General features: G+C 64.7%; 16 protein-coding genes. 7 read left to right on the plus strand and 9 right to left on the minus strand.

Features of this window, described 5'->3' with window-relative positions:
- Window positions 1–90: 90 nt before the first annotated feature.
- Entirely contained in the window at window positions 91–2,160 is a 2,070-nt protein-coding gene (locus P0652_RS06125; protein ID WP_284177881.1) for a methyl-accepting chemotaxis protein, read from the minus strand.
- Window positions 2,161–2,436: 276 nt separating this feature from the next.
- Between P0652_RS06125 and P0652_RS06130 the strand changes: the two genes are divergently transcribed.
- Window positions 2,437–2,694, plus strand: a complete 258-nt coding sequence (locus tag P0652_RS06130) for a SemiSWEET transporter (RefSeq protein WP_284177882.1) — start codon at window positions 2,437–2,439, stop codon at window positions 2,692–2,694.
- Window positions 2,695–2,706: 12 nt separating this feature from the next.
- Here P0652_RS06130 and P0652_RS06135 read toward each other — a convergent pair whose 3' ends face one another.
- Together P0652_RS06135 and P0652_RS06140 are read right to left on the minus strand one after the other, a co-directional pair.
- Complete coding sequence (locus tag P0652_RS06135) at window positions 2,707–3,825, minus strand: PQQ-dependent sugar dehydrogenase (protein WP_284177883.1); 1,119 nt, start codon at window positions 3,823–3,825, stop codon at window positions 2,707–2,709.
- Between the two features lie 31 nt (window positions 3,826–3,856).
- A complete protein-coding gene (locus P0652_RS06140) occupies window positions 3,857–4,849 on the minus strand; it encodes a Bug family tripartite tricarboxylate transporter substrate binding protein (RefSeq protein WP_284177884.1) in 993 nt (330 codons plus the stop codon).
- A gap of 204 nt (window positions 4,850–5,053) precedes the next feature.
- Between P0652_RS06140 and P0652_RS06145 the strand changes: the two genes are divergently transcribed.
- From P0652_RS06145 to msrP, 5 genes are all read left to right on the plus strand, one after another.
- Window positions 5,054–6,256 (plus strand): pyridoxal phosphate-dependent aminotransferase, encoded by a 1,203-nt coding sequence (locus P0652_RS06145; protein ID WP_284177885.1) that lies wholly within the window; start codon window positions 5,054–5,056, stop codon window positions 6,254–6,256.
- A gap of 26 nt (window positions 6,257–6,282) precedes the next feature.
- Entirely contained in the window at window positions 6,283–7,230 is a 948-nt protein-coding gene (locus tag P0652_RS06150) for a YcbK family protein (RefSeq protein WP_284177886.1), read from the plus strand.
- 77 nt (window positions 7,231–7,307) lie between these two features.
- Window positions 7,308–8,255: a DMT family transporter gene (locus P0652_RS06155; protein ID WP_284177887.1), complete on the plus strand. Its 948-nt coding sequence runs from the start codon at window positions 7,308–7,310 to the stop codon at window positions 8,253–8,255.
- 154 nt (window positions 8,256–8,409) lie between these two features.
- Window positions 8,410–10,092, plus strand: coding sequence for an AMP-binding protein (locus P0652_RS06160; protein WP_284177888.1), 1,683 nt, complete (start codon window positions 8,410–8,412; stop codon window positions 10,090–10,092).
- Between the two features lie 88 nt (window positions 10,093–10,180).
- A complete protein-coding gene (msrP, locus tag P0652_RS06165; RefSeq protein ID WP_284177889.1) occupies window positions 10,181–11,134 on the plus strand; it encodes a protein-methionine-sulfoxide reductase catalytic subunit MsrP in 954 nt (317 codons plus the stop codon).
- A 176-nt stretch (window positions 11,135–11,310) separates the two neighbouring features.
- Here msrP and P0652_RS06170 read toward each other — a convergent pair whose 3' ends face one another.
- The 3 genes from P0652_RS06170 to P0652_RS06180 all read right to left on the minus strand — a co-directional run bounded on the left by P0652_RS06170 (window position 11,311) and on the right by P0652_RS06180 (window position 14,379).
- Window positions 11,311–12,201 carry a LysR family transcriptional regulator gene (locus tag P0652_RS06170; RefSeq protein WP_284177890.1) on the minus strand — a complete coding sequence of 297 codons (891 nt, stop codon included), beginning with the start codon at window positions 12,199–12,201 and terminating at the stop codon, window positions 11,311–11,313.
- 130 nt (window positions 12,202–12,331) lie between these two features.
- Window positions 12,332–13,300: a thioredoxin-disulfide reductase gene (gene trxB / locus P0652_RS06175; RefSeq protein WP_284177891.1), complete on the minus strand. Its 969-nt coding sequence runs from the start codon at window positions 13,298–13,300 to the stop codon at window positions 12,332–12,334.
- The gene (locus P0652_RS06180; protein ID WP_284177892.1) at window positions 13,297–14,379 is read right to left on the minus strand and encodes a mitochondrial fission ELM1 family protein; all 1,083 of its coding nucleotides are present in this window, start codon (window positions 14,377–14,379) and stop codon (window positions 13,297–13,299) included. Before P0652_RS06180 ends, trxB begins: the two co-directional genes overlap by 4 nt.
- A 223-nt stretch (window positions 14,380–14,602) precedes the next feature.
- Here P0652_RS06180 and P0652_RS06185 point away from each other — a divergent pair, with 223 nt between their 5' ends.
- The gene (locus P0652_RS06185; RefSeq protein WP_284177893.1) at window positions 14,603–15,085 is read left to right on the plus strand and encodes an Lrp/AsnC family transcriptional regulator; all 483 of its coding nucleotides are present in this window, start codon (window positions 14,603–14,605) and stop codon (window positions 15,083–15,085) included.
- Between the two features lie 19 nt (window positions 15,086–15,104).
- Here P0652_RS06185 and P0652_RS06190 read toward each other — a convergent pair whose 3' ends face one another.
- The 3 genes from P0652_RS06190 to carB form a co-directional block, all read right to left on the minus strand.
- Entirely contained in the window at window positions 15,105–15,542 is a 438-nt protein-coding gene (locus P0652_RS06190) for a hypothetical protein (RefSeq protein WP_284177894.1), read from the minus strand.
- Between the two features lie 22 nt (window positions 15,543–15,564).
- Window positions 15,565–16,038, minus strand: a complete 474-nt coding sequence (gene greA, locus P0652_RS06195; RefSeq protein ID WP_284177895.1) for a transcription elongation factor GreA — start codon at window positions 16,036–16,038, stop codon at window positions 15,565–15,567.
- A 116-nt stretch (window positions 16,039–16,154) separates the two neighbouring features.
- A complete protein-coding gene (gene carB, locus P0652_RS06200) occupies window positions 16,155–19,493 on the minus strand; it encodes a carbamoyl-phosphate synthase large subunit (RefSeq protein ID WP_284177896.1) in 3,339 nt (1,112 codons plus the stop codon).
- Window positions 19,494–19,686: the final 193 nt, after the last annotated feature.

Here is a 19,686-nt window from a genome sequence, read left to right on the forward strand (position 1 = left end):
AAATGACTAGATCTTAAGTCCGGACCCGTGTTCACAAATAGTTGTTTGCATCAAATTTAGGCATAGTGGCGGGTTTTGCGTCTGCCCGTCTCACCCCGTAATGCGTTTTCCTGTTTCCGCAATGATGCGGGGCAAGGTTTCGACGAGGGTGCCGGTGGTGCGCTCCATCTCGTCGGCGACGCCCTGCACGGATTCGGCCGAGGCATGGGCATCGGAGCCGAGCTGGGCAATCGCGTTGACCTGGTCCGCGACCGTGCGCACGGCATCGGCGAGCGAATGGATCGACTGGCCGAAGCCCTCGGATGTCATGTGCTGTTCGTGAACGGCGGCAGCGATGGCGGCGTTGAGGCCCTGGATGGTCCCGACTTCCTGCGACAGGACAGAGGCCTGGTCGGAAGCCTGACGGGCAATGTCCTTCAGCTCGGCGACCTTCGCCTCGATGGTGCGGGTGGCACCCATGGTGCGGGAGGCCAGTTCCTTTACCTCGCCGGCGACGACCGCAAAGCCCTTGCCGGCATTTCCGGCGCGGGCGGCCTCGATCGTGGCATTGAGCGCGAGGAGATTGGTCTGGCTGGCAATGGCGTTGATCAGATCGACGATCGAGCCGATCGCGATGGCGACTTCCTCGAACTTGCCGGCGGAGATGCGGGAATTGTCGGCGCGGCCCATGACTTCCTGGGCCAACTGGGCGGTGCGGCTGGTCTGCTCGGCGATCTCGGCGATGGATTTGGCCAGTTCGTCGGAGAGGCGGGTGACTTCCTCGACGGTCTCACGCGAGGTTTCCGTAGCGGAGAAGGCCTCGTCCTGCGCCTTGCGCACGGCATTGACGGTGCCGAGCATGGTGATCGACTTCTCGTTCAGGGTAGCGGCCGCCATCTGCAGGGTGCCGGTGGCGGTCTGCGACGCCTCGTTGAATTCACGCTCCATCTGCTGGAGGATGGTGCGGCGGCTTTCGCCCAGCCGCGCTTCGGCCGCGGCGCGTTCCTCGATGAGCTTCTGACGCTCGGCGGCAGCCTCGATGAAGCGTCCGACCGCGTTTGAGATCAGGCCGATCTCGCTGCGTGCCGACATCGGCGGCGGCGCCACGACATCCGGATCGCCGCGCAGGGATTGTTCCAGTGCGTCCGAAGCCCTGCGGATCGGCTTCGACAGCGACGCCCCGACCCAGGCCGTAAAGCCGACACCGAGCAGCACCGCAAGCAGCTGAAGGCCGATCATGAGGGCCATCTGGTTCCAGGCGGATTGTCCTTCCGCCGTGCCCAGGGCCTTGAGGCGATCCGTTACCCCCGCCAGCATGGCATTGTAGGCGTCGGTCCTCTGGCCGGTCAGGTTCCACCATTCTTCCGGAGTGATGTTCGTCTTGGTCTGGCTGCGTGTGGATTCCAGAAGATCGCGCCGCTTCTGCAGGAAGCTCGCCGTGGCGGCCGGCGGGAGATTGCTGTCCAGCGCCAAACCATCAAGCGAGGCCGAGGCGGCCTCGAACAAAGCGAAGAAGCGGTCATGCAGGCGAATCGCGCCAATAAACCGATCGCGCAGGGTGTCATCGAGCCCGTCCTCGTTGATCAGCGCTACGCCGATCGCCCGCTCGATCCCGAGATTTTCGTTCGCGAGAAGCAGCGCATCCAGTGCCTGGCGGGTGCGCGTGATGGCTTCATTGTTCGATGTTGCGCTGAGCGCCGAGGCACCCGAGGACAGCTCGTCGATAATCTCGCTGTAGGCGAGAAGCATCGTGCCCATATCGGCGGCCGAGCCAAAAACTTTCTCCCGGATGACCTTGAGATTGTCGACGATCTTGGTCCTTGCCGCCTTCAACCGTTCGACCCCGGTGGTGAGCCCCGGTTCCTTCCCGGCTTCCTCCACAAGTTCCATGAAGGCTTCGAGGGCCTTGTCGACGCCATCCTGCATCTGCACGAAACGGTTGCGATGGGCGGCGCGGCCTTCCGTGGCCGAGATCAGGCCGGCAGCGGCAGCACGCTCGGCCTGGAGGGAGTGCATCAGCGTGGTGGAAACCCCGGCGATCCGGATCCCCATATCGAGCAGCCGGGCTTTGGCGAGCTGGTCAACGGCGACAGGGGCAATCTGCCAGAGCGAGAGGACTGCCGATAGCAGCGGAACCAGCAGGAGAAGCCCGAGATTCTGGCGGATCGTGAGGTGCTGCATCGGAATTCCATAAAATAATAATTGCTGGAGTAATGATCCGATGCAAACCCTAAGAGAGGCTTAAACCACCGTGATTTCGCCTATGGTTGCAACTTTCGAGCGGGAGTTTCCGGAAAGTTGCAACTTGGGATAGTCGGTTCTTCCGGCATCGGTGGTCATATCCGGAGCAGGCTGGTGAAAAACCGGGCAGGATGAAGCAACGGCCGGGGGACGCCGATTTTGTTTGGCACGAATCGTGAGACAGGGCAGTCAGGCAGAAAGCGCGAAGGAGGCCCCGTGTCCGTTGTCGTGGAACTCATCGGCGGCGTTGCTGCCGTCATTACCACCCTGTGCTGGGTGCCCCAGGCGATCAAGGTGATCCGCACGCGCGACACACGGTCGCTCTCGCTGATCATGTACCTGATGCTGGCCGTCGGGATCGCGCTCTGGCTGGTCTATGGCCTGCTGATCCTGTCCTGGCCGCTGATCGGGGCCAATCTCGTCACGCTGGTGCTCGTGGTCACCATCCTGGCCATGAAGCTGCGCTTTGGATGATGACGAGACGGTTCAGCGCGGAACGAGGCGCAACATCTGGCCGTCGCTCTCGTCGGTCAGGAGATAGACATAGCCGTCCGGCCCCTGCACGACATCACGAATCCGCTCCCGCCGGGCTTCGAGGTAGCGATTTTCACCGGTGACCTGGCCGTTCCGGAATTCCAGCCGCACCATCAGTCCGGCGGCAAGGGCGCCCGTCAGCAGATGGCCGCGCCAGGCAGGGAATTTGTCGCCGGTATAGAACGTTCCACCGGAGGGTGCGATCGAGGGATCCCAATAGAAGAGCGGTTGCTCCATACCCTCGCGGTGGGTGCCGCTGCCGATCTTTACGCCTGAATAATCAATGCCGTAGGTGATAACGGGCCAGCCGTAGTTCTTGCCCTTTTCGGGCCGGTTGATCTCGTCGCCGCCACGGGCGCCATGCTCGATCGTGTAGAGCTGGCCGGTTTCGGGATGGAGCGTCGCACCTTGCACGTTGCGGTGGCCGTAGGACCAGATTTCCGGCCGAGCGTCCGCCCGGCCGATGAAGGGGTTGTCGGGCGGGACGCTGCCATCGGTCCGGATGCGGATGACCTTGCCGATATGGTTGGCAAGGTTCTGTGCCTCGGCTTCCATGTTACCGCGATCGCCCAGCGTGATGAAGAGATTGCCCTGCCGGTCGAAGACGAGCCGGCAGCCGAAATGCCGGGTCGTCGAACCGGCCGGGTTCTGTCGGAAGATGACCTGGCCTTCTTCCAGCATGGACCCGTTTCCGGCCAGCTTCGCCCGGAAGACCGAGCTTCCGACGCCGCCGTCGCGCGCTTCGGCAAAGCAGAGGAAGACCTCGCGCGTCCGGGCGAAATCCGGATGCAGCGCGAGGCCAAGCAGGCCGCCCTGGCCTCTTGCGGCGATCGATGGCAGGCCGCCGATCGGCCCCGAGAGGGAAGCCGTCCGCAGGTTGACAATGCGCAGCCGCCCCGCCCGTTCGGTGACGAGGGCCCGCCCATCCGGCAGGAAGGCCAGGCCCCAAGGATTGGCGAGCCCCCGCACGACCACCTCGACCCGGGGTTCATCGGGCGCGGCGGCGAGGCCGGCGGCGGGCAGCAGGGCGAGGCCGCACAGGGATGCGGCCTTGAGGGCGTTCCAGGACATGGTCACCTCGTTGCGGGGCGGCGCCTCAGCCTTACGCCGGCTTGATGCCGAGCGTCTTGATGACATCCGCCCAGGTATCGATTTCCCGTTTCAGGTAGGCACCGAAATCATTTGGAGCACGGACATCCAGCGCAAAGCCCAGGGCCGTGATTTTTTCGGCAACCGGCGCCGATTTCAGAGCCGCGACGATCGCGCCGGAGAGCATGTCGAGTGCGGGCTTCGGTGTCTTTGCGGGAGCGAAGAAGGCGGCCCAGGATTCCGCATCGGCATTGGTGATGCCCTGCTCGCGGAAGGTCGGGATATCCGGAACCTGGCCCGGACGCTTCGCACTGGCAACGCCGATTCCGCGCATCTGGCCAGCCTGCACCTGCTTGATCACGCTCGGCAGGGTGGAGAGAGAGACATCAATCGTGCCGGCGATGATGTCCTGCACCAGCGGCGGGGCACCGCGATAGGGAACGTGCTGCATGCTGGTGCCGGTGCGCTTGAGCAGCAATTCCATCGAGAGATGCGAGCCGGAGCCGACGCCGGTGGAGCCGTAATTCAATTTGCCGGGATTGGCCTTCGCATAGGCAATCAGTTCCGGCAGCGTCTTCACCGGCAAGGCGTTCTTGACGACGAGGGCATGCGGGAATGCGCCCGCGCCGGCCAGGGGCGCGAAATCCTTGATCGCGTCATAACCCGGGTCCTTCAGCAGGAACATGTTGTTGCCGTGCGTCTGGTTGTTGCCGAAGATGATGGTGTGGCCATCCGGCTCGGCCGTGGCGACCGCACGCGTGCCGATCGAGCCCGAGGCGCCGGCCTTGTTCTCGACAATGACCTTCTGCTTCAGCGGCTCCTCGATGGCCTGGCCGACAAGGCGCGCGATGACATCGGTCGGGCCGCCGGCCGGATAGGGCACCACGAGCGTGATCGTCTTTGACGGGAAGCCGCTTTGGGCCCGGAGGATGCCCGGCATGGCCACGATACCGCCGGCCAGGGCGAGAAGATGGCGGCGATTGGGATGGGTAAATCGGGAAGTCATGAGCGGTTCCTCTCCTTGTTTCCTGCCCGGGTCGGCGCGATGGCCAAAAAAGCACGGAGGGTGCCGTCTTTTTGCCCGGTTTCGGCTTGATGCCTCGGGGCAACAGACATAAAGCGTGGGGCCGCGCTTGGCCAGCCATCCGGATGCCTGTCCGGTTTTGTGAAAGCCCGGCGTCCTGCAACCGCTCCAACGGAGAACCCGATCATGGCCTTCCTTGCCGATGCCCTGTCCCGCATCAAGCCGTCCGCGACGATCGCGATCACCCAGATGGCCCGGGACCTGAAAGGCAAAGGCAAGGACGTGATCTCGCTCTCGGTCGGCGAGCCGGATTTCGACACGCCGCAGAACATCAAGGATGCCGCTGTGGCGGCCATTGCGCGCGGCGAGACGAAGTACACGCCGGTGCCGGGCATCGTGCCGCTGCGCGAGGCAATTGCCGCGAAGTTCAAGCGCGAGAACAATCTCGATTACAAGCCGACCCAGACCATTGTCGGGACGGGCGGCAAGCATGTGCTGTTCAATGCCTTCATGGCCACGATCAACCCGGGCGACGAGGTTGTCATCCCGGCGCCGTACTGGGTCTCCTATCCGGAGATGATCCTGCTCTGCGGCGGCACCCCGGTCTATGTGACCACGAAGATCGAGAACAACTTCAAGCTGACGCCGGAAGAACTCGACCGCGCGATCACCCCGCGCACGAAGTGGTTCATGTTCAATTCGCCGTCGAACCCTTCGGGCGCGGCCTATACCTGGGCCGAACTCAAGGCGCTGACGGATGTGCTGATGAAGCACCCGCATGTCTGGGTGCTCACCGACGACATGTACGAGCATCTCGTGTTCGGTGATTTCGTCTATACCACGCCGGCCCAGGTCGAGCCGGGCCTGATGGACCGCACGCTGACCATGAACGGCGTGTCGAAAGCCTATGCCATGACCGGCTGGCGGATCGGCTACGCGGCCGGCCCGGACAAGCTGATCAAGGCGATGGAACTGGTGCAGGGCCAGCAGACCTCCGGCGCCTGTTCGATCGCCCAGTGGGCGGCGGTGGAAGCCCTGAACGGACCGCAGGATTTCATCCCGCAGAGCCGCAAGGTGTTCGAGGAACGGCGTGACCTCGTCGTGTCGATGCTCAACCAGGCGAGCGGCCTGAAATGCCCGAAGCCGGAAGGCGCCTTCTATGTCTATCCGTCCTGCGCGGCGCTGATCGGCAAGAAGGCCCCGTCGGGCAAGGTCATCGAGACCGACGAGGATTTCGTGATGGAACTGCTCGCGACCGAAGGCGTGGCCACGGTGCATGGCTCCTCCTTCGGCCTCGGCCCGAATTTCCGCGTTTCCTACGCCACGTCGAACGCGGCGCTGGAAGAAGCGTGCCGGCGCATCCAGCGCTTCTGCGCATCGATCGCCTGAGACCGTCCGGCAAGGCGCAGCACACCATGTTGGTATTGCCGCGCCTTGCCTCGACACGCCTTTTCCTGATCCGCTTCTTCATGCCGGCGCTGCTTGCCGGCCTCTTCGCCCTGCCGCCGGGCATGACCTTCCCGGGCGACGGCGCCCGGCTCCCGGAGGCCCGGTCCGGCGCTGCACGGGCGCAGGAAAATCCGATGATGGCGACCACCGTCCCGCCGGATGACGAGCCGGAGCCGCAATCCGATCCGCAGCAGCCTCTCCAGCCCGGCGCAACGCCGCCCGTGCTCGATGTCGATCCCGGCCGGCGCCTGCCGGTGGTGACGGCGCCGCTGCCGCCGCCGCGGCCCTTCTTCGCGCCTCAGGCCCCGGCCCAGGCGACCGCACCCGCCGCGCCGGCAATCCCTTCCCCCGGGACTCCGGCCCCTCCGGCGCCTTCAGCAGCCGGTCCTGCACCTCCGGGCACTGCGCCACCTGCCGAGGCGGAGCCCCCGGCCGCGCCGCCGGCGGTTGCCGCGCTGCCGGACGAACCGGATATCGAGCTGACGCCCAATATGCGGATCATCTCGCTGCCCATCGTCACGCAGCCCGCGACGACCGAGGAAATCGAGGCCGAGGAGGAGCGCATGCCGGAGCCGACTCTGGTCGAGAAGCAGACCGATGCGGTGGATATTTCCTGCCTCCAGCCGGACCTGCTGCGCCTCGTGAAACAGGCCGGCGACCATTTCGGCGCCACGCCGGTCATCACCTCGGGCCAACGCAGCCGCGGGCGGAGGAATTCCTATCACCGCCGGTGCATGGCGGCCGATTTCTTCGTGCCGGGCGTCGAGCGGGCGCGGCTGGCCCGCTATCTCCGCAGCCTGCCGGGGGCCGGCGGCGTCGGCACCTATTGCCACACCAAATCGGTGCATATCGATACCGGCGAGCCGCGCAACTGGTGGCAATGCGGCTTCCGCACCCGCTTTGCCTTGCGCTGAGCAGCTGGCGGAAACGGGTGGCAATGCCCGGCATGCCATGCGAGGGTCAGCCAACCTGACCTGATTCCGGATTTTCCATGGCCTCGATCGCCCCGCCGGCTGGTGCCTCGCGCCAGACGCCCTCCATGTCGTCCAGCGATTGGGCGTTGCTGGTGCTGCTTTCCATGCTCTGGGGTGGCTCCTACCTGTTCAATGCCCTTTCCTTGCGCGAGTTGCCGGTCTTCACCGTCGTCGCCTTGCGTGTGCTGTTGGGCGGGCTGGCGCTGCATCTTGCGCTGAGGGTCATGCGTATCCCTTTCCCGCTCGACCGGGCTTCGCTCAAGGCCTATCTCGGCATGGCGATTCTCAACTGCGCCTTGCCCTTCTGCCTGATCGTCTTCGGGCAGACCCGCGTGCCGAGCGGGCTCGCCTCGATCCTCAACGCCACGACGCCGATCTTCACCATGGTGCTGGCGCATCTCTTCCTGGCCAGCGAGCGGCTCGACCCCAGGCGAGCAGCCGGCGTCATGATCGGCTTTGCCGGTGTCATCGTGCTGTTCTGGGACCGGCTCGGTGCCGGCGCGGGAGAACTGATCGGCCTCGTTGCCTGCCTCGGCGCGTCGCTTTCCTACGGGTTCTCCAACATTTTCGGGCGGAAGGTGATTGTGCCCGGCGCCCATCCCCTGGCCATGGCGGCGGGGCAGCAGACCTTCGCCTTGCTGCCGCTGATGCCGCTGGCCCTCATCGTCGACGCACCGTTCTCGGGGCCCATGCCGAGCCTGACGGCGATCGGCGCGATCGTCGGGCTGGGCCTGCTCTCGACGGCCGTCGCCTATTCACTGTTCTACCGGATCCTCGGCCGGGCAGGTGCCACCAATGTCTCGCTTGTGACCCTGCTCATCCCCTGTTCGGCGATCCTGTTCGGCACACTCTTCCTGGGTGAACGGCTGGAAGAGGAGGCCTTTCTCGGGCTCGCCATCATCGCCGCCGGGCTGCTGGTGATCGACGGGCGCCTGATCGGTCTTTTCCGGCGCCGGAGGGGCTGAAACCGGCTTCCAACCGAAATTGTTGCCGGAGCGCTTGCCAGAACCACTGGACAAACTACCCTTCGATGGTATGTAGACTTTGGTTTACATATGAACAATCGGCGAGCATACGCCGGATGCGCCTGGTTCCAGGCATCAAGGGGAGGTCGAAACCATGTCCATGCACGCGATGCCGTCGCGGCCCTGGCTTGCACATTATCCAGCCAATGTCCCGGCCGAGATCGACGTCAACAGGTTGCCCGATCTCGCAACCCTGATCCGCGACTCGATCACCCGCTTCGGGGATCGGCGCGCCTTCGAGAGCTTCGGCAAGTCGCTGACCTACCGGCAGATCGGCGAGGTGGCCGAGGCCGTGGGCGGCTGGCTGCAGGCGCAGGGCTTCCAGAAGGGCGACCGCATCGCCATGATGATGCCGAATGTCATGGCTTATCCGGCCGCGATGTTCGGGACGCTGCTCGGCGGGTTCACCGTCGTGAACGTCAATCCGCTCTATACCGAGCGGGAACTGATCCACCAGATCAACGATTCCGGCGCCGAGGCGATCTTCGTCCTCGAGAATTTCGCCCATGTCGTCGCCAGCGCATTGCCGCATACCTCGCTCAAGAAGGTGGTGATCGTCTCGGCCGGCGATCTGCTCGGCTTCAAGGGCAAGATCGTGTCCTTCGTGGCCAAGTATGTGAAGAAGGTGGTGCCCCCGTATTCGCTGCCGCAGGCGGTCCGCTTCGAGGAGGTCGTGCGCGTCGGGCGTGGTGCCGGGCTCCGGCCGGTCCAGATCAGCCTCGATGACATCGCCTTCCTGCAATATACCGGCGGCACCACGGGCGTTTCCAAGGGCGCCACGCTCACGCATCGGAACATTTCCGCCAATGTCGTGCAGGCTGAGATGTGGCTTGGCCCGGCGGTGAATTCCATCCCCGATAACGTGATGGTGACGGCATTGCCGCTCTATCACATCTTCGCCCTGACTTGCTGCTGTCTCTACATGATGAAGATCGGTGCGGCCTGCCTGCTGATCGCCAATCCGCGTGACATTCCCGGCTTCATCGCCACGCTGAAGAAAACCCGCTTCACGCTGATGTCCGGCGTGAACACGCTCTACAACGCGCTGGCGAACCATCCCGATATCCGGACGGTGGATTTCACCACGCTGAAATTCTGCGTTGCCGGCGGCATGGCCACCCAGAGCGCGGTGGCGAAGAACTGGAAGGCCGTTAGCGGTTGCGCCATCATCGAGGGCTATGGCCTCTCGGAGACCTCGCCGATCCTCACGGTGAATCGCGTCGATCTCGAGGAATTCTCGGGCACGATCGGGTTCCCGGTTCCCTCGACCGACATGGACCTGCGCGATGCCGAGGGCAAGTCGGTGCCGGTGGGCGAGGCCGGCGAGATCTGCGCCCGCGGCCCGCAGGTGATGCAGGGCTACTGGCAGCGGCCGGACGAGACCCAGAAGGTCATGACGGCGGACGGCTTCTTCCGGACCGGCGATGTCGGCGTCCAGCTGCCCGACGGCACGTTCAAGATTGTTGACCGGCTGAAGGACATGATCCTTGTCTCCGGCTTCAACGTCTATCCGAACGAGGTCGAAGAGGTGATCGCCAAGCATCCGGGCGTGCTGGAAGTGGCGGTGATCGGCGTGCCGGACCCGCAATCGACGGAGGCCGTTGCGGCCTATATCGTCAAAAAGGACCCCGACCTCCAGGCCGAAACCATCCGGGCGCATTGCCGCTCGGAACTCACTGCCTACAAGGTGCCGAAGGTCATCCATTTCCGCGACTCCCTGCCGAAGACCAATGTCGGCAAGGTGCTGCGCCGGATGCTGCGCGAGCCATCTGCATAAGGCGCTCCTCCCGGGCACGGTCTCGTGATTATGTCGCGAGGCCGAGCTGCGCTAGATCTTGTGCTGCGCCGAGGTCAGGGAGAGAGCCATGCACATTATTCGCCGCCGCAGCTGGGAATTGCCGGAAAGCGCCGTGACCCCGGAGGCGGCCTTCCTGTCGCGACGGGAGAGCCTCGGCCTTGGCGCCGGCCTGATGGCGATGCTGGCCGCCGGCAAAGCCCGTGCGGCCTCGCAGGCCGAAACGGATGCCCTCCACCCCTATCCGCGCAATGCCGCCTATGATCCGGGCCGGCCGGTAACGGATGAGAAATTCGCGTCGCAATACAACAATTTTTATGAGTACGGCACCTCGAAGAGCATCGCCGCAGCGGCGCAACAGCTGGTGACGCGGCCGTGGGATATCCAGATCGATGGCATGGTCGAGAAGCCCGGCCCGGTGGCGATCGACAGCCTGATCATGGCCATGCCGCGCGAGGAGCGGATCTACCGTTTCCGCTGCGTCGAGGCGTGGTCGATGGTGGTGCCGTGGTCTGGCTTCGGCATGAAGGCGCTGGTGGATTACTGCAAGCCGCTTTCGGGCGCGAAATATGTGCGCATGGAAACCTTCTTCGATCCGAAGATGGCACCGGGCCAGCGCGCGCCGTTCTATCCGTGGCCCTATGTCGAGGGTGTCACGATCGAGGAAGCGCGGAACGATCTCGCCTTCATGGTGACGGGCGCCTATGGCAAGACTCTCGCCAAGCAATATGGCGCCCCGATCCGGTTGATGCTGCCTTGGAAATACGGGTTCAAGTCGATCAAGTCGATCAAGCGTATCACCTTCACCGATCAGCGGCCGAAGGGCCTGTGGGAATCGCTGCAGGCTGCCGAATATGGCTTCTGGGCGAATGTGAACCCGGAAGTCTCGCATCCACGCTGGAGCCAGGCCAGCGAGAACGTGCTCGGCACGAACAATCGCATCCCGACGCTGCTTTTCAACGGCTATGCCAATGAAGTGGCCGGGCTCTACAAGGGGCTGGAAAAGGAACGGCTCTGGGCGTGATGTTTTTCCTGCCTCCCGAAGCTTTGTCGGGCGGCAGAGGATCCTCGCATAAGTTCGGACGGCCATTCGGCCTGGGTTTCTTTCGTTCCGTCCAAGGCATTGCCGGATGGAACAAGACCCTCGCAAAAGCTCGGACGGCCATTCGGCCTAAATGGGTTGAGGCTGAAAGCGGACCGTCAATAGACCCAGCGCTGGGCCTTGCTGACGAGAAAATCGCGAAAGACCTGTACGCGCGCCACCTGCTTCAGTGCCTCGGGGAAAACGAGGTAGCAATCGAGATGCGGCATGGTTTCGCCCTGCAGCAATTGCACCAGCGTCGAGGATTGGTCGACCACGTAGTCCGGCAGCACGGCAATGCCCGCCCCGCTATTCGCGGCATGCAGCAGGGCCGTGATCGAATTGACAACAAGCGCCGGGATCCGTGGCTCGCGACGCTCGCGTCCGGCGGTGCAATGCCAGTTCACATCCTCCAGATAGCCCGGAATGTCCCCGCCAAAGGCCACAAGGCGATGTTCGTCGAGATCGCCGATCACGCGCGGCGCGCCGAAGCGCTTGAGGTAGTCCGGCGAGGCATAGACATGGAAATGCACCGCGAAGAGCCGGCGACGGATCAGGTCCGCCTGGACGGGGGCCCGCAGGCGCAAGGCGACATCGGCCTCCCGCATGGCGAGATCGAGCTCGTCATCGGTCAGGATCACCTGCAGCCGGATGTCCGGGTAGAGATCGAGGAATTCGGAAAGGCGCGGCGTCAGCCAGTTCCCGCCGAGCGCCACATTGGCGGTGACCTTCAGCTCGCCGTTCGGTTTCTCGCGGCTGTCGGACAGGCTGGCGCGGGTCTGGTCCAGCTTGGTGACAAGCTCGCGGGCAGTGCGGAACAGCAACTCGCCCTGTTCGGTCAGGACAAGCCCGCGTGCATGGCGATGGAACAGCGGCACATCCAGTTCGGCTTCCAGCGCCGAGACCTGCCGGCTGACGGCGGATTGGGACAGGCCCAGCACTTCCCCGGCCCGGGTGAGGCTGCCGGCTTCCGCGGCGGCGTAGAATATTCGGACGCGATCCCAATCCACAGCACTTCCCCTCACGGCCGCGCTTGGTTGGCGGCTCAGTTATGCGCTTTCGGCATAATGGCACAGCCATGCCCTGCGGCAATGCCCCCGTGGGCGCTTGTCGCAGGTTTCGTGGCGAGGAATCCCGACTTTACTCGGCAGCCACCTTCGCCGGGGCATGCGCGGTCAGGTAGCGCTCGGCTTCCAGCGCGGCCATGCAGCCGAGGCCGGCCGCCGTCACAGCCTGGCGGAACACGTCATCCGCCACGTCGCCGGCCGCAAAGACACCGGGGATGTTGGTCTGCGTCGTGCCTGGCACCACCTTTAGGTAGCCGTTTTCCTTCATGTCGAGCTGGCCCGCGAAGAGTTCGGAGGCGGGCTGGTGGCCGATCGCAACGAAGAGGCCGTCGGTCTTCAGTTCGGTGATCGCGCCTGTCTTCACGTTCTTCACGCGCAGATGCGTCACGCCCGGAGGCTGCTGCTGGCCGCAAATTTCCTCGACGGCGGAATCCCAGATCACCTCGATCTTGGGATGGGCAAAAAGGCGCTCCTGCAGGATCTTCTCCGCCTTGAAGCTGTCGCGCCGGTGGATGACGCGCACCTTGCTGGCGAGATTGGCGAGGTAGAGTGCTTCCTCGACCGCCGAATTGCCGCCGCCGACCACCACGACTTCCTTGCCGCGATAGAAGAAGCCGTCGCAGGTCGCGCAGGCCGAGACGCCGAAGCCCTTGAACTTCTCCTCCGAGGGGATGCCGAGCCACTTCGCCTTGGCGCCGGTGGCGATGATCAGCGTATCGCAGGTGTAGGTGGCGCCGCCATCCCCCGAGAGGCGGAAGGGGCGCCGCTGCAGATCGACAGACGTGATATAGTCCGCGACCATCTCGGTGCCCACATGCTCGGCCTGGGCGCGCATCTGCTCCATCAGCCACGGGCCCTGGATCGCCTCAGCGAAGCCCGGATAATTCTCGACATCGGTGGTGATCATCAGCTGGCCCCCCGGCTCAAAGCCGGAAATGAGCAGCGGCTTCATCATGGCGCGGGCAGCGTAGATCGCGGCGGTATAGCCGGCCGGGCCGGAGCCGATCACGATAACCTTGGCGTGGCGGGTGGGGGTGCTCATGGGGTGCTCCAGGCGACTTGCCGCGGCAGGCGGCTTCGAAATTCCGTGAGATGCCGGGCCAGGGCCGCGGCAATGGCCGGCGTGGCATCCATCGGCTCATAGCTATACAGAACAGGCCGGCCAAAGAAGGGGCAAATCGCCCCGATCTCTTCAAGTTCTGTGAGGAACCGGTCGATTTTTCGTGATCCGCCACTCGGCCGCACGAGATGGACCGGCCGGCCGGTGGCCAGCGCCTCGCCGACCATGTTGACCGAATCCGCCGTGACGATGATTGCCTCGCTGCAGGCCAGCAAGGCCGGGTAGGGGTTCTCGCCCGTGCCGTCCCAGATCCAGCCACCGGAACCTGAAAGCCCTTGGCGCACGGCCTCCAGCAGCGCCGGTGGCGTGCGCCGCGAGGGCGTGGCCCGGATCACGGCGCCGCTCGCGATCATGCGGTCGAGCCTGCGCAGGAACCCTGCAATGTCTGCATCGGTGAAGGTGAAATCCTTGCTGTTGCCGCCGAGAAGAAGTGCAACGCGATAGCCGGGCCAGTCCACCAGCGGGGCCGGCGGTGCCGCGGCGGCGCCGGCCAGACGCTCCGGCGTGAAGCGATGCGGCGAGAGCAGCGTCATCATGACATTCGGGCCGCGCAGCCGGTCATGCTCAGGGACCCAGAGGAAATCGGCGATGGTCGGCCCCGTGCGCGGGTCCTTCAGGAAGGCGGTGAAACAGCGCCCGCCGCTCGCGGCCTTGATCGCCGGCAGGTAGGCCGCAGCCCGCCGGCCCGAGGCGATGACAAGGTCCGGGAAAGGGCCTGCCAGGGGCGAATCCGGCCGGCCGGGTGTCTCACGCGGGTCGATAGCAAGGCCGGGGAGCCGCCAGCTGTGTGGCATCAGCCAGGACCAGGGTGCGCGGGGAGAAACCTGCCGTTCCTGGATGGCGAGGCCGAGCCGTTCAGCGATCCCGAGGGCATGCGCCCGGTCGCCGGCCTTGCCATCGGTCAGGATCCAGCAGGCAAGGCCACGCGCGGCGGCAATGGCCCCTGCGGTGCTGGCCTGGGCGTCGGGGCTGTTCGCGGGTGTGCTGGCGGCGTGGCTCATGCGCCCGGCGTTATCCACGCTCCGGCGAGACTTGTCCATCGAATCGGCTTGAGGGAAGCTGCTGCCTTGCGGAATAAGGAAGCGTCCGGGTTGCCGGACCTGCCCAAAATGCTCGATATGCCAAAATTGTTTCCATGACGTTTTTTCAACGCCCTCTCGCTTTTTGCTCGGCCTCTGCCTATGCAGGATCAGGCGGGCAGGATTGCTTTCAGATCGGTCTCCAATGCTCAAATCCCTCGAACTTGACGCCATCGATTGGAAAATCCTCGGCGAGCTTCAGGCTGATGGCAGCCTCACCAATGTCGAACTGGCACGTCGGGTCGGGCTGACGCCGCCGCCCTGCCTTCGCCGGGTGCATGCCCTGCGCGAGGCCGGTTTCATCCGGGGCTACCGGGCAATGCTCGATGCGCCGCAACTCGGATTTTCGGTGGTGTGTTTCGCCTTCGTGCATCTCGCGAGCCAGGCGGAGGGCGACCTTGCGGCCTTTGCCGAGCGGATCCGCCTCTGGCCGAGCATCCGTGAATGCTGGACCCTCTCGGGCGATATCGACTTCCTGCTCAAATGCGTGACGAAGGACCTTCCCAGCCTGCAGGTTCTGGTGGGAGACCTGACGGCCACGCCGAATGTCCGCAACGTCCGCACCGCGCTGGCGCTCGGCAAGCTGAAGGATGAGGGGCTGGTGCCGGTTCCCGGCCTGCCGCGCTGAGGCGGCCGGCGATCCGGGCTCACAGCTCGCGGATGATCCAGTAGGCAAAGGCGCCGATCAAGGCCTCGACCCGGCGCGGTTCGTTATAGGGCGACGGGGCGAAACCGCTGGAATTGGCCGGCGAGCGGCCGGCCACAGGCCGGCGCGAGAGCGCGCGCCCCTGCCGGTCCAGCAGGATCGCTTCTCCATCAATGGCATCCCCCGGAGAAAAGCTGCCAAAGCCACCACGGATGCCGGGGAACGGATCGCTGGAGAGATACACCTGCGTCACCCGCACAACGAGGCGCGTGCCCGCCGGCAACGGCTTGCCCTGCTCCGCCATCTCGCGGGCGAGGGCGCGTGGCAGGCTGCGGCGGATATGGGCAGAGATGGCCGGAAGGCCGATTCCGCCGGCCTCGACAGTGATGCGCGGCGCACCCTGCGCAGATGCCGGCAGCGGGAATGCCGCCGCCAGCATGAGAGCGAGCCAGAAGGCGGCGTTAACGGAAGGAAATCTCCACGACCTCATAGCTCTTGCCTCCGCCCGGGGTATTCACCTCGACGGTATCGCCGACTTTCTTGCCGATCAAGGCGCGGGCGATGGGCGAGGAGATCGAGACGCGGCCGCTGCGGACATCCGCCTCGACATCGCCGACGATCTGGTAGGCCTTCTCTTCCTCGGTATCCTCGTCGACGAGCTTCACCGTGGCGCCGAACTTGATCGTGCTGCCCGAGAGCTTGGAGACCTCGATCACCTCGGCGCGCGAGATCAGGCTCTCGAGCTCGCCGATCCGCCCCTCGTTGAGCGATTGAGCTTCCTTGGCGGAGGAATATTCCGCGTTCTCGCTCAGGTCACCGTGGGCACGGGCCTCCTGGATCGCGAGAATGATGCGCGGGCGCTCGACCGTCTGGCGGTGCTTGAGCTCCTCTTCCAGCATCTTGTAGCCGTTGGCCGTCATCGGAATGCGTTCCATGGCGGGTTCTCCTTAAACAGTCTCCCCGCCATGCGGGCACCGCCGGCGGGGAGGAGTATGATCAAGGGCCGGCAGGACCGGCCATTCCGGTTTCGGCGCTGCAGCCCGGACCCGTTTCAGGCAAAGTATTCCTGAAGCGCGCGCACCTCGAGGTCCCCGGCCCGGTAGGCCCGAATCCCCTCGGCTGCGGCAATCGCCCCCGCCAAGGTGGTATAATACGGCACCTTGTGCAAGAGGGCGGCCCGACGGAGCGAGCGGGAGTCGGTCAGGGCCTGTGCGCCCTCGGTGGTGTTGAAAACGAGCTGGATCGAGCCGTTCTTGATGGCATCGACGATATGCGGCCGACCTTCCAGCACCTTGTTGATCCGCTCGCAGGGCAGGCCATGCTCGACCAGGAAGCGCTGGGTGCCCGTGGTCGCAACGATGGTGAAGCCTTCCTCCACCAGCATGCGGATCGTCGGCAGGATGCGATCCTTGTCAGCATCACGCATCGAAACGAAGACACGGCCCTGCGACGGCACCTTGGTGCCACCGCCGAGCTGGCTCTTCGCGAAGGCCACGCCGAAGCTGCGGTCAAGGCCGATAACCTCTCCGGTCGAGCGCATTTCCGGGCCGAGAACCGTATCCACGCCCGGGAACCGGGCGAAGGGGAAGACCGCTTCCTTGACGCCGACATGGTTGAGCACCTTGGGGCGCAGGCCGAAATCGCCGAGCGGCTCGCCGGCCATGACGCGGGCGGCGATCTTGGCGATCGGCTCGCCGATCACCTTGGCGACGAAGGGCACGGTGCGCGAGGCGCGTGGATTGACCTCGAGGACAAAGATCTCGCCGTCCTTGATCGCGTATTGCACGTTCATCAGCCCGCCGACGCCGAGGGCGAGTGCCATTTCGCGTGTCTGGCGTTCGAGTTCCGCGAGGATTTCCGGCGAGAGCGAGCGCGGCGGCAGCGAGCAGGCGGAATCGCCCGAATGGATGCCCGCTTCCTCGATATGCTCCATGATGCCGGCGATGAAGGTGTCCTTGCCGTCGCAGAGGCAATCGACATCGACCTCGATCGCATCGGCGAGATAGCGGTCGAACAGGAGCGGGTTCTTGCCGAGCACCGTGTTGATCTGGCCGGTCTTGTCGTTCGGGTAGCGCGCCTTCACATCCGAGGGGATCAGCGAGGGCAGGGTGCCGAGCAGGTAATCGTCGAAGGCCTCGCGCTCGCGGATGATCGCCATGGCGCGGCCACCCAGCACATAGGACGGGCGGACGACAAAGGGGAAGCCGAGATCGGCCGCGACAAGGCGTGCCTGCTCGACCGAATAGGCGATGCCGTTCTTGGGCTGCTTCAGGTCCAGCTTGTCGAGCAGGCGCTTGAACCGGTCACGGTCCTCGGCGAGGTCGATCGCATCGGGCGAGGTGCCGAGGATCGGCACGCGGGCGGCCTCAAGCGCGGCGGCGAGCTTCAGCGGGGTCTGGCCGCCGAACTGCACGATCACGCCGTGGAGCGTGCCGTTCTGCTTCTCGCGCTCGAGAATCTCCAGCACGTCCTCGGCCGTCAGCGGCTCGAAATAGAGCCGGTCCGACGTGTCATAGTCGGTCGACACCGTTTCCGGGTTGCAATTGACCATGATCGTCTCGTAGCCGGCCTCTTTCAGCGCGAAGGCGGCATGGCAACAGCAATAATCGAACTCGATGCCCTGCCCGATCCGGTTCGGGCCGCCGCCGAGAATCACCACTTTCTTGCGGTTGCTCGGCTGGGCCTCGTCGGCGAGGCTTGCGCCGAAGGGCGGCGCATAGGTCGAGTACATGTAGGCGGTGGGCGAGGCGAATTCCGCCGCGCAGGTATCGATGCGCTTGTAGGCCGGGCGCACATCGAGTCCGATGCGGCGCTCGCGCACGGCGGCAACCTCCAGCCCGGCAAGGCTGGCCAGGCGCTGGTCGGAGAAGCCCAGCGCCTTCAGCGCGCGGAAGTTATGCGCATCCTGCGGCAGGCCATGGGCACGGATCCGCGCTTCCATGTCGACAATCTCGCGCAGCCGGGCGAGGAACCAGGGATCGATCTTGCAGGCGGAATGGATTTCCTCGTCGGTGAAGCCGAGGCGCATGGCCTGCCCGACCTTGAGGATCCGGTCCGCCATCGGCGTGCCGATAGCGGCACGAATGGCGTTCTTGTCGTCGCCCTTGCCGAGGCCCTCGATCTCGATTTCGTCGAGGCCGTCCAGCCCCGTCTCGAGGCTGCGCAGGGCTTTCTGCAGGCTCTCATGGAAGGTGCGGCCGATGGCCATCGACTCGCCGACCGATTTCATCGAGGTGGTCAGCACGCCGAAATTCGGATCGTTCGAGGGGAATTTCTCGAAGGCGAAACGCGGGATCTTGGTGACGATATAATCGATCGTCGGCTCGAAGGAGGCCGGCGTCGCGCCACCGGTAATGTCGTTCTCGATTTCGTCGAGCGTGTAGCCCACGGCGAGCTTCGCCGCGACCTTGGCGATCGGGAAGCCGGTGGCCTTCGACGCGAGGGCCGAGGAGCGCGAGACGCGCGGGTTCATCTCGATGACGATCATCCGGCCATCCGCCGGGTTGACGGCGAACTGCACGTTCGAGCCGCCGGTCTCGACCCCGATCTCGCGCAGGACGGCGAGCGAGGCGTCGCGCATGATCTGGTATTCCTTGTCGGTCAGCGTCAGGGCCGGGGCCACGGTGATGCTGTCGCCGGTATGGACGCCCATCGGGTCGAAATTCTCGATGGAACAGACGATGATGCAGTTGTCGCGCCTGTCGCGGACGACCTCCATCTCGTATTCCTTCCAGCCGAGCACGCTTTCCTCGATCAGGACCTCGTTGGTCGGGGAGGCGTCGATGCCGCGCTCGACGATCTCGATGAATTCGCTCTTGTTGTAGGCGATGCCGCCGCCCGTGCCGCCCATGGTGAAGGAGGGCCGGATGATGGCCGGCAGGCCAATATCCTCAAGGCAATCCAGGGCGGCGCCCAGCGTCTTCACGTGGTGCGATTTCGGCGTCTCGAGGCCGATCTTCGTCATGGCCTCGCGGAAGCGCTCGCGGTCTTCGGCCTTGTCGATCGCATCGGCGGTGGCGCCGATCATTTCCACGTCATGCTTTGCGAGTGCGCCCATCTTCTGCAGCGAAAGCGCACAATTCAAAGCTGTCTGGCCGCCCATGGTCGGGAGAAGGGCGAATTTCTTGCCGGCCGGCGTCTTCGGCCGTTCCTTGGCGATGATCTTCTCCACCACTTCCGGGGTGATGGGCTCGACATAGGTCGCATCGGCCAGTTCCGGATCGGTCATGATCGTGGCCGGGTTCGAGTTGACGAGGACAATGCGATAGCCCTCGGCCTTGAGCGCCTTGACGGCCTGTGTGCCGGAATAATCGAATTCGCAGGCCTGACCGATGACGATCGGCCCCGCGCCGATGATCATGATGGTGTGGATATCCTGACGTTTGGGCATGGTTCCGGGCCATTTTTGCGCGACCCCGCCGGATCCCGGGCGCGTTTCATGCGGCGCCAGGTGGCGGATTGCTGTGGTTTTGACTGCTAGACGCCCGCTATAGACAAGCAAAACCGGATGGCCAAGGGGAAAGTGAGCCATCACACAGATGGCCGATCGCCTTTTGCCGCATGAGGACGGGCCTGCGCTTTAT

Origin of the sequence: Rhabdaerophilum sp. SD176 (assembly GCF_030143245.1) — a bacterium.
In the GTDB taxonomy this organism is placed as follows: Bacteria; Pseudomonadota; Alphaproteobacteria; order Rhizobiales; family Beijerinckiaceae; genus Rhabdaerophilum.

Excerpts from the sequence above, each read along its gene's own strand:
- P0652_RS06155 (WP_284177887.1), top strand. The coding sequence starts at position 7,308 with ATGGCCTCGATCGCCCCGCCGGCTGGTGCCTCGCGCCAGACGCCCTCC.
- msrP (WP_284177889.1), top strand. The coding sequence starts at position 10,181 with ATGCACATTATTCGCCGCCGCAGCTGGGAATTGCCGGAAAGCGCCGTG.
- greA (WP_284177895.1), bottom strand. The coding sequence starts at position 16,038 with ATGGAACGCATTCCGATGACGGCCAACGGCTACAAGATGCTGGAAGAG.
- P0652_RS06140 (WP_284177884.1), bottom strand. The coding sequence starts at position 4,849 with ATGACTTCCCGATTTACCCATCCCAATCGCCGCCATCTTCTCGCCCTG.
- P0652_RS06160 (WP_284177888.1), top strand. The coding sequence starts at position 8,410 with ATGTCCATGCACGCGATGCCGTCGCGGCCCTGGCTTGCACATTATCCA.
- trxB (WP_284177891.1), bottom strand. The coding sequence starts at position 13,300 with ATGAGCACCCCCACCCGCCACGCCAAGGTTATCGTGATCGGCTCCGGC.
- P0652_RS06145 (WP_284177885.1), top strand. The coding sequence starts at position 5,054 with ATGGCCTTCCTTGCCGATGCCCTGTCCCGCATCAAGCCGTCCGCGACG.
- P0652_RS06190 (WP_284177894.1), bottom strand. The coding sequence starts at position 15,542 with ATGCTGGCGGCGGCATTCCCGCTGCCGGCATCTGCGCAGGGTGCGCCG.
- P0652_RS06135 (WP_284177883.1), bottom strand. The coding sequence starts at position 3,825 with ATGTCCTGGAACGCCCTCAAGGCCGCATCCCTGTGCGGCCTCGCCCTG.
- P0652_RS06125 (WP_284177881.1), bottom strand. The coding sequence starts at position 2,160 with ATGCAGCACCTCACGATCCGCCAGAATCTCGGGCTTCTCCTGCTGGTT.
- P0652_RS06150 (WP_284177886.1), top strand. The coding sequence starts at position 6,283 with ATGTTGGTATTGCCGCGCCTTGCCTCGACACGCCTTTTCCTGATCCGC.
- P0652_RS06180 (WP_284177892.1), bottom strand. The coding sequence starts at position 14,379 with ATGAGCCACGCCGCCAGCACACCCGCGAACAGCCCCGACGCCCAGGCC.
- carB (WP_284177896.1), bottom strand. The coding sequence starts at position 19,493 with ATGCCCAAACGTCAGGATATCCACACCATCATGATCATCGGCGCGGGG.
- P0652_RS06185 (WP_284177893.1), top strand. The coding sequence starts at position 14,603 with ATGCTCAAATCCCTCGAACTTGACGCCATCGATTGGAAAATCCTCGGC.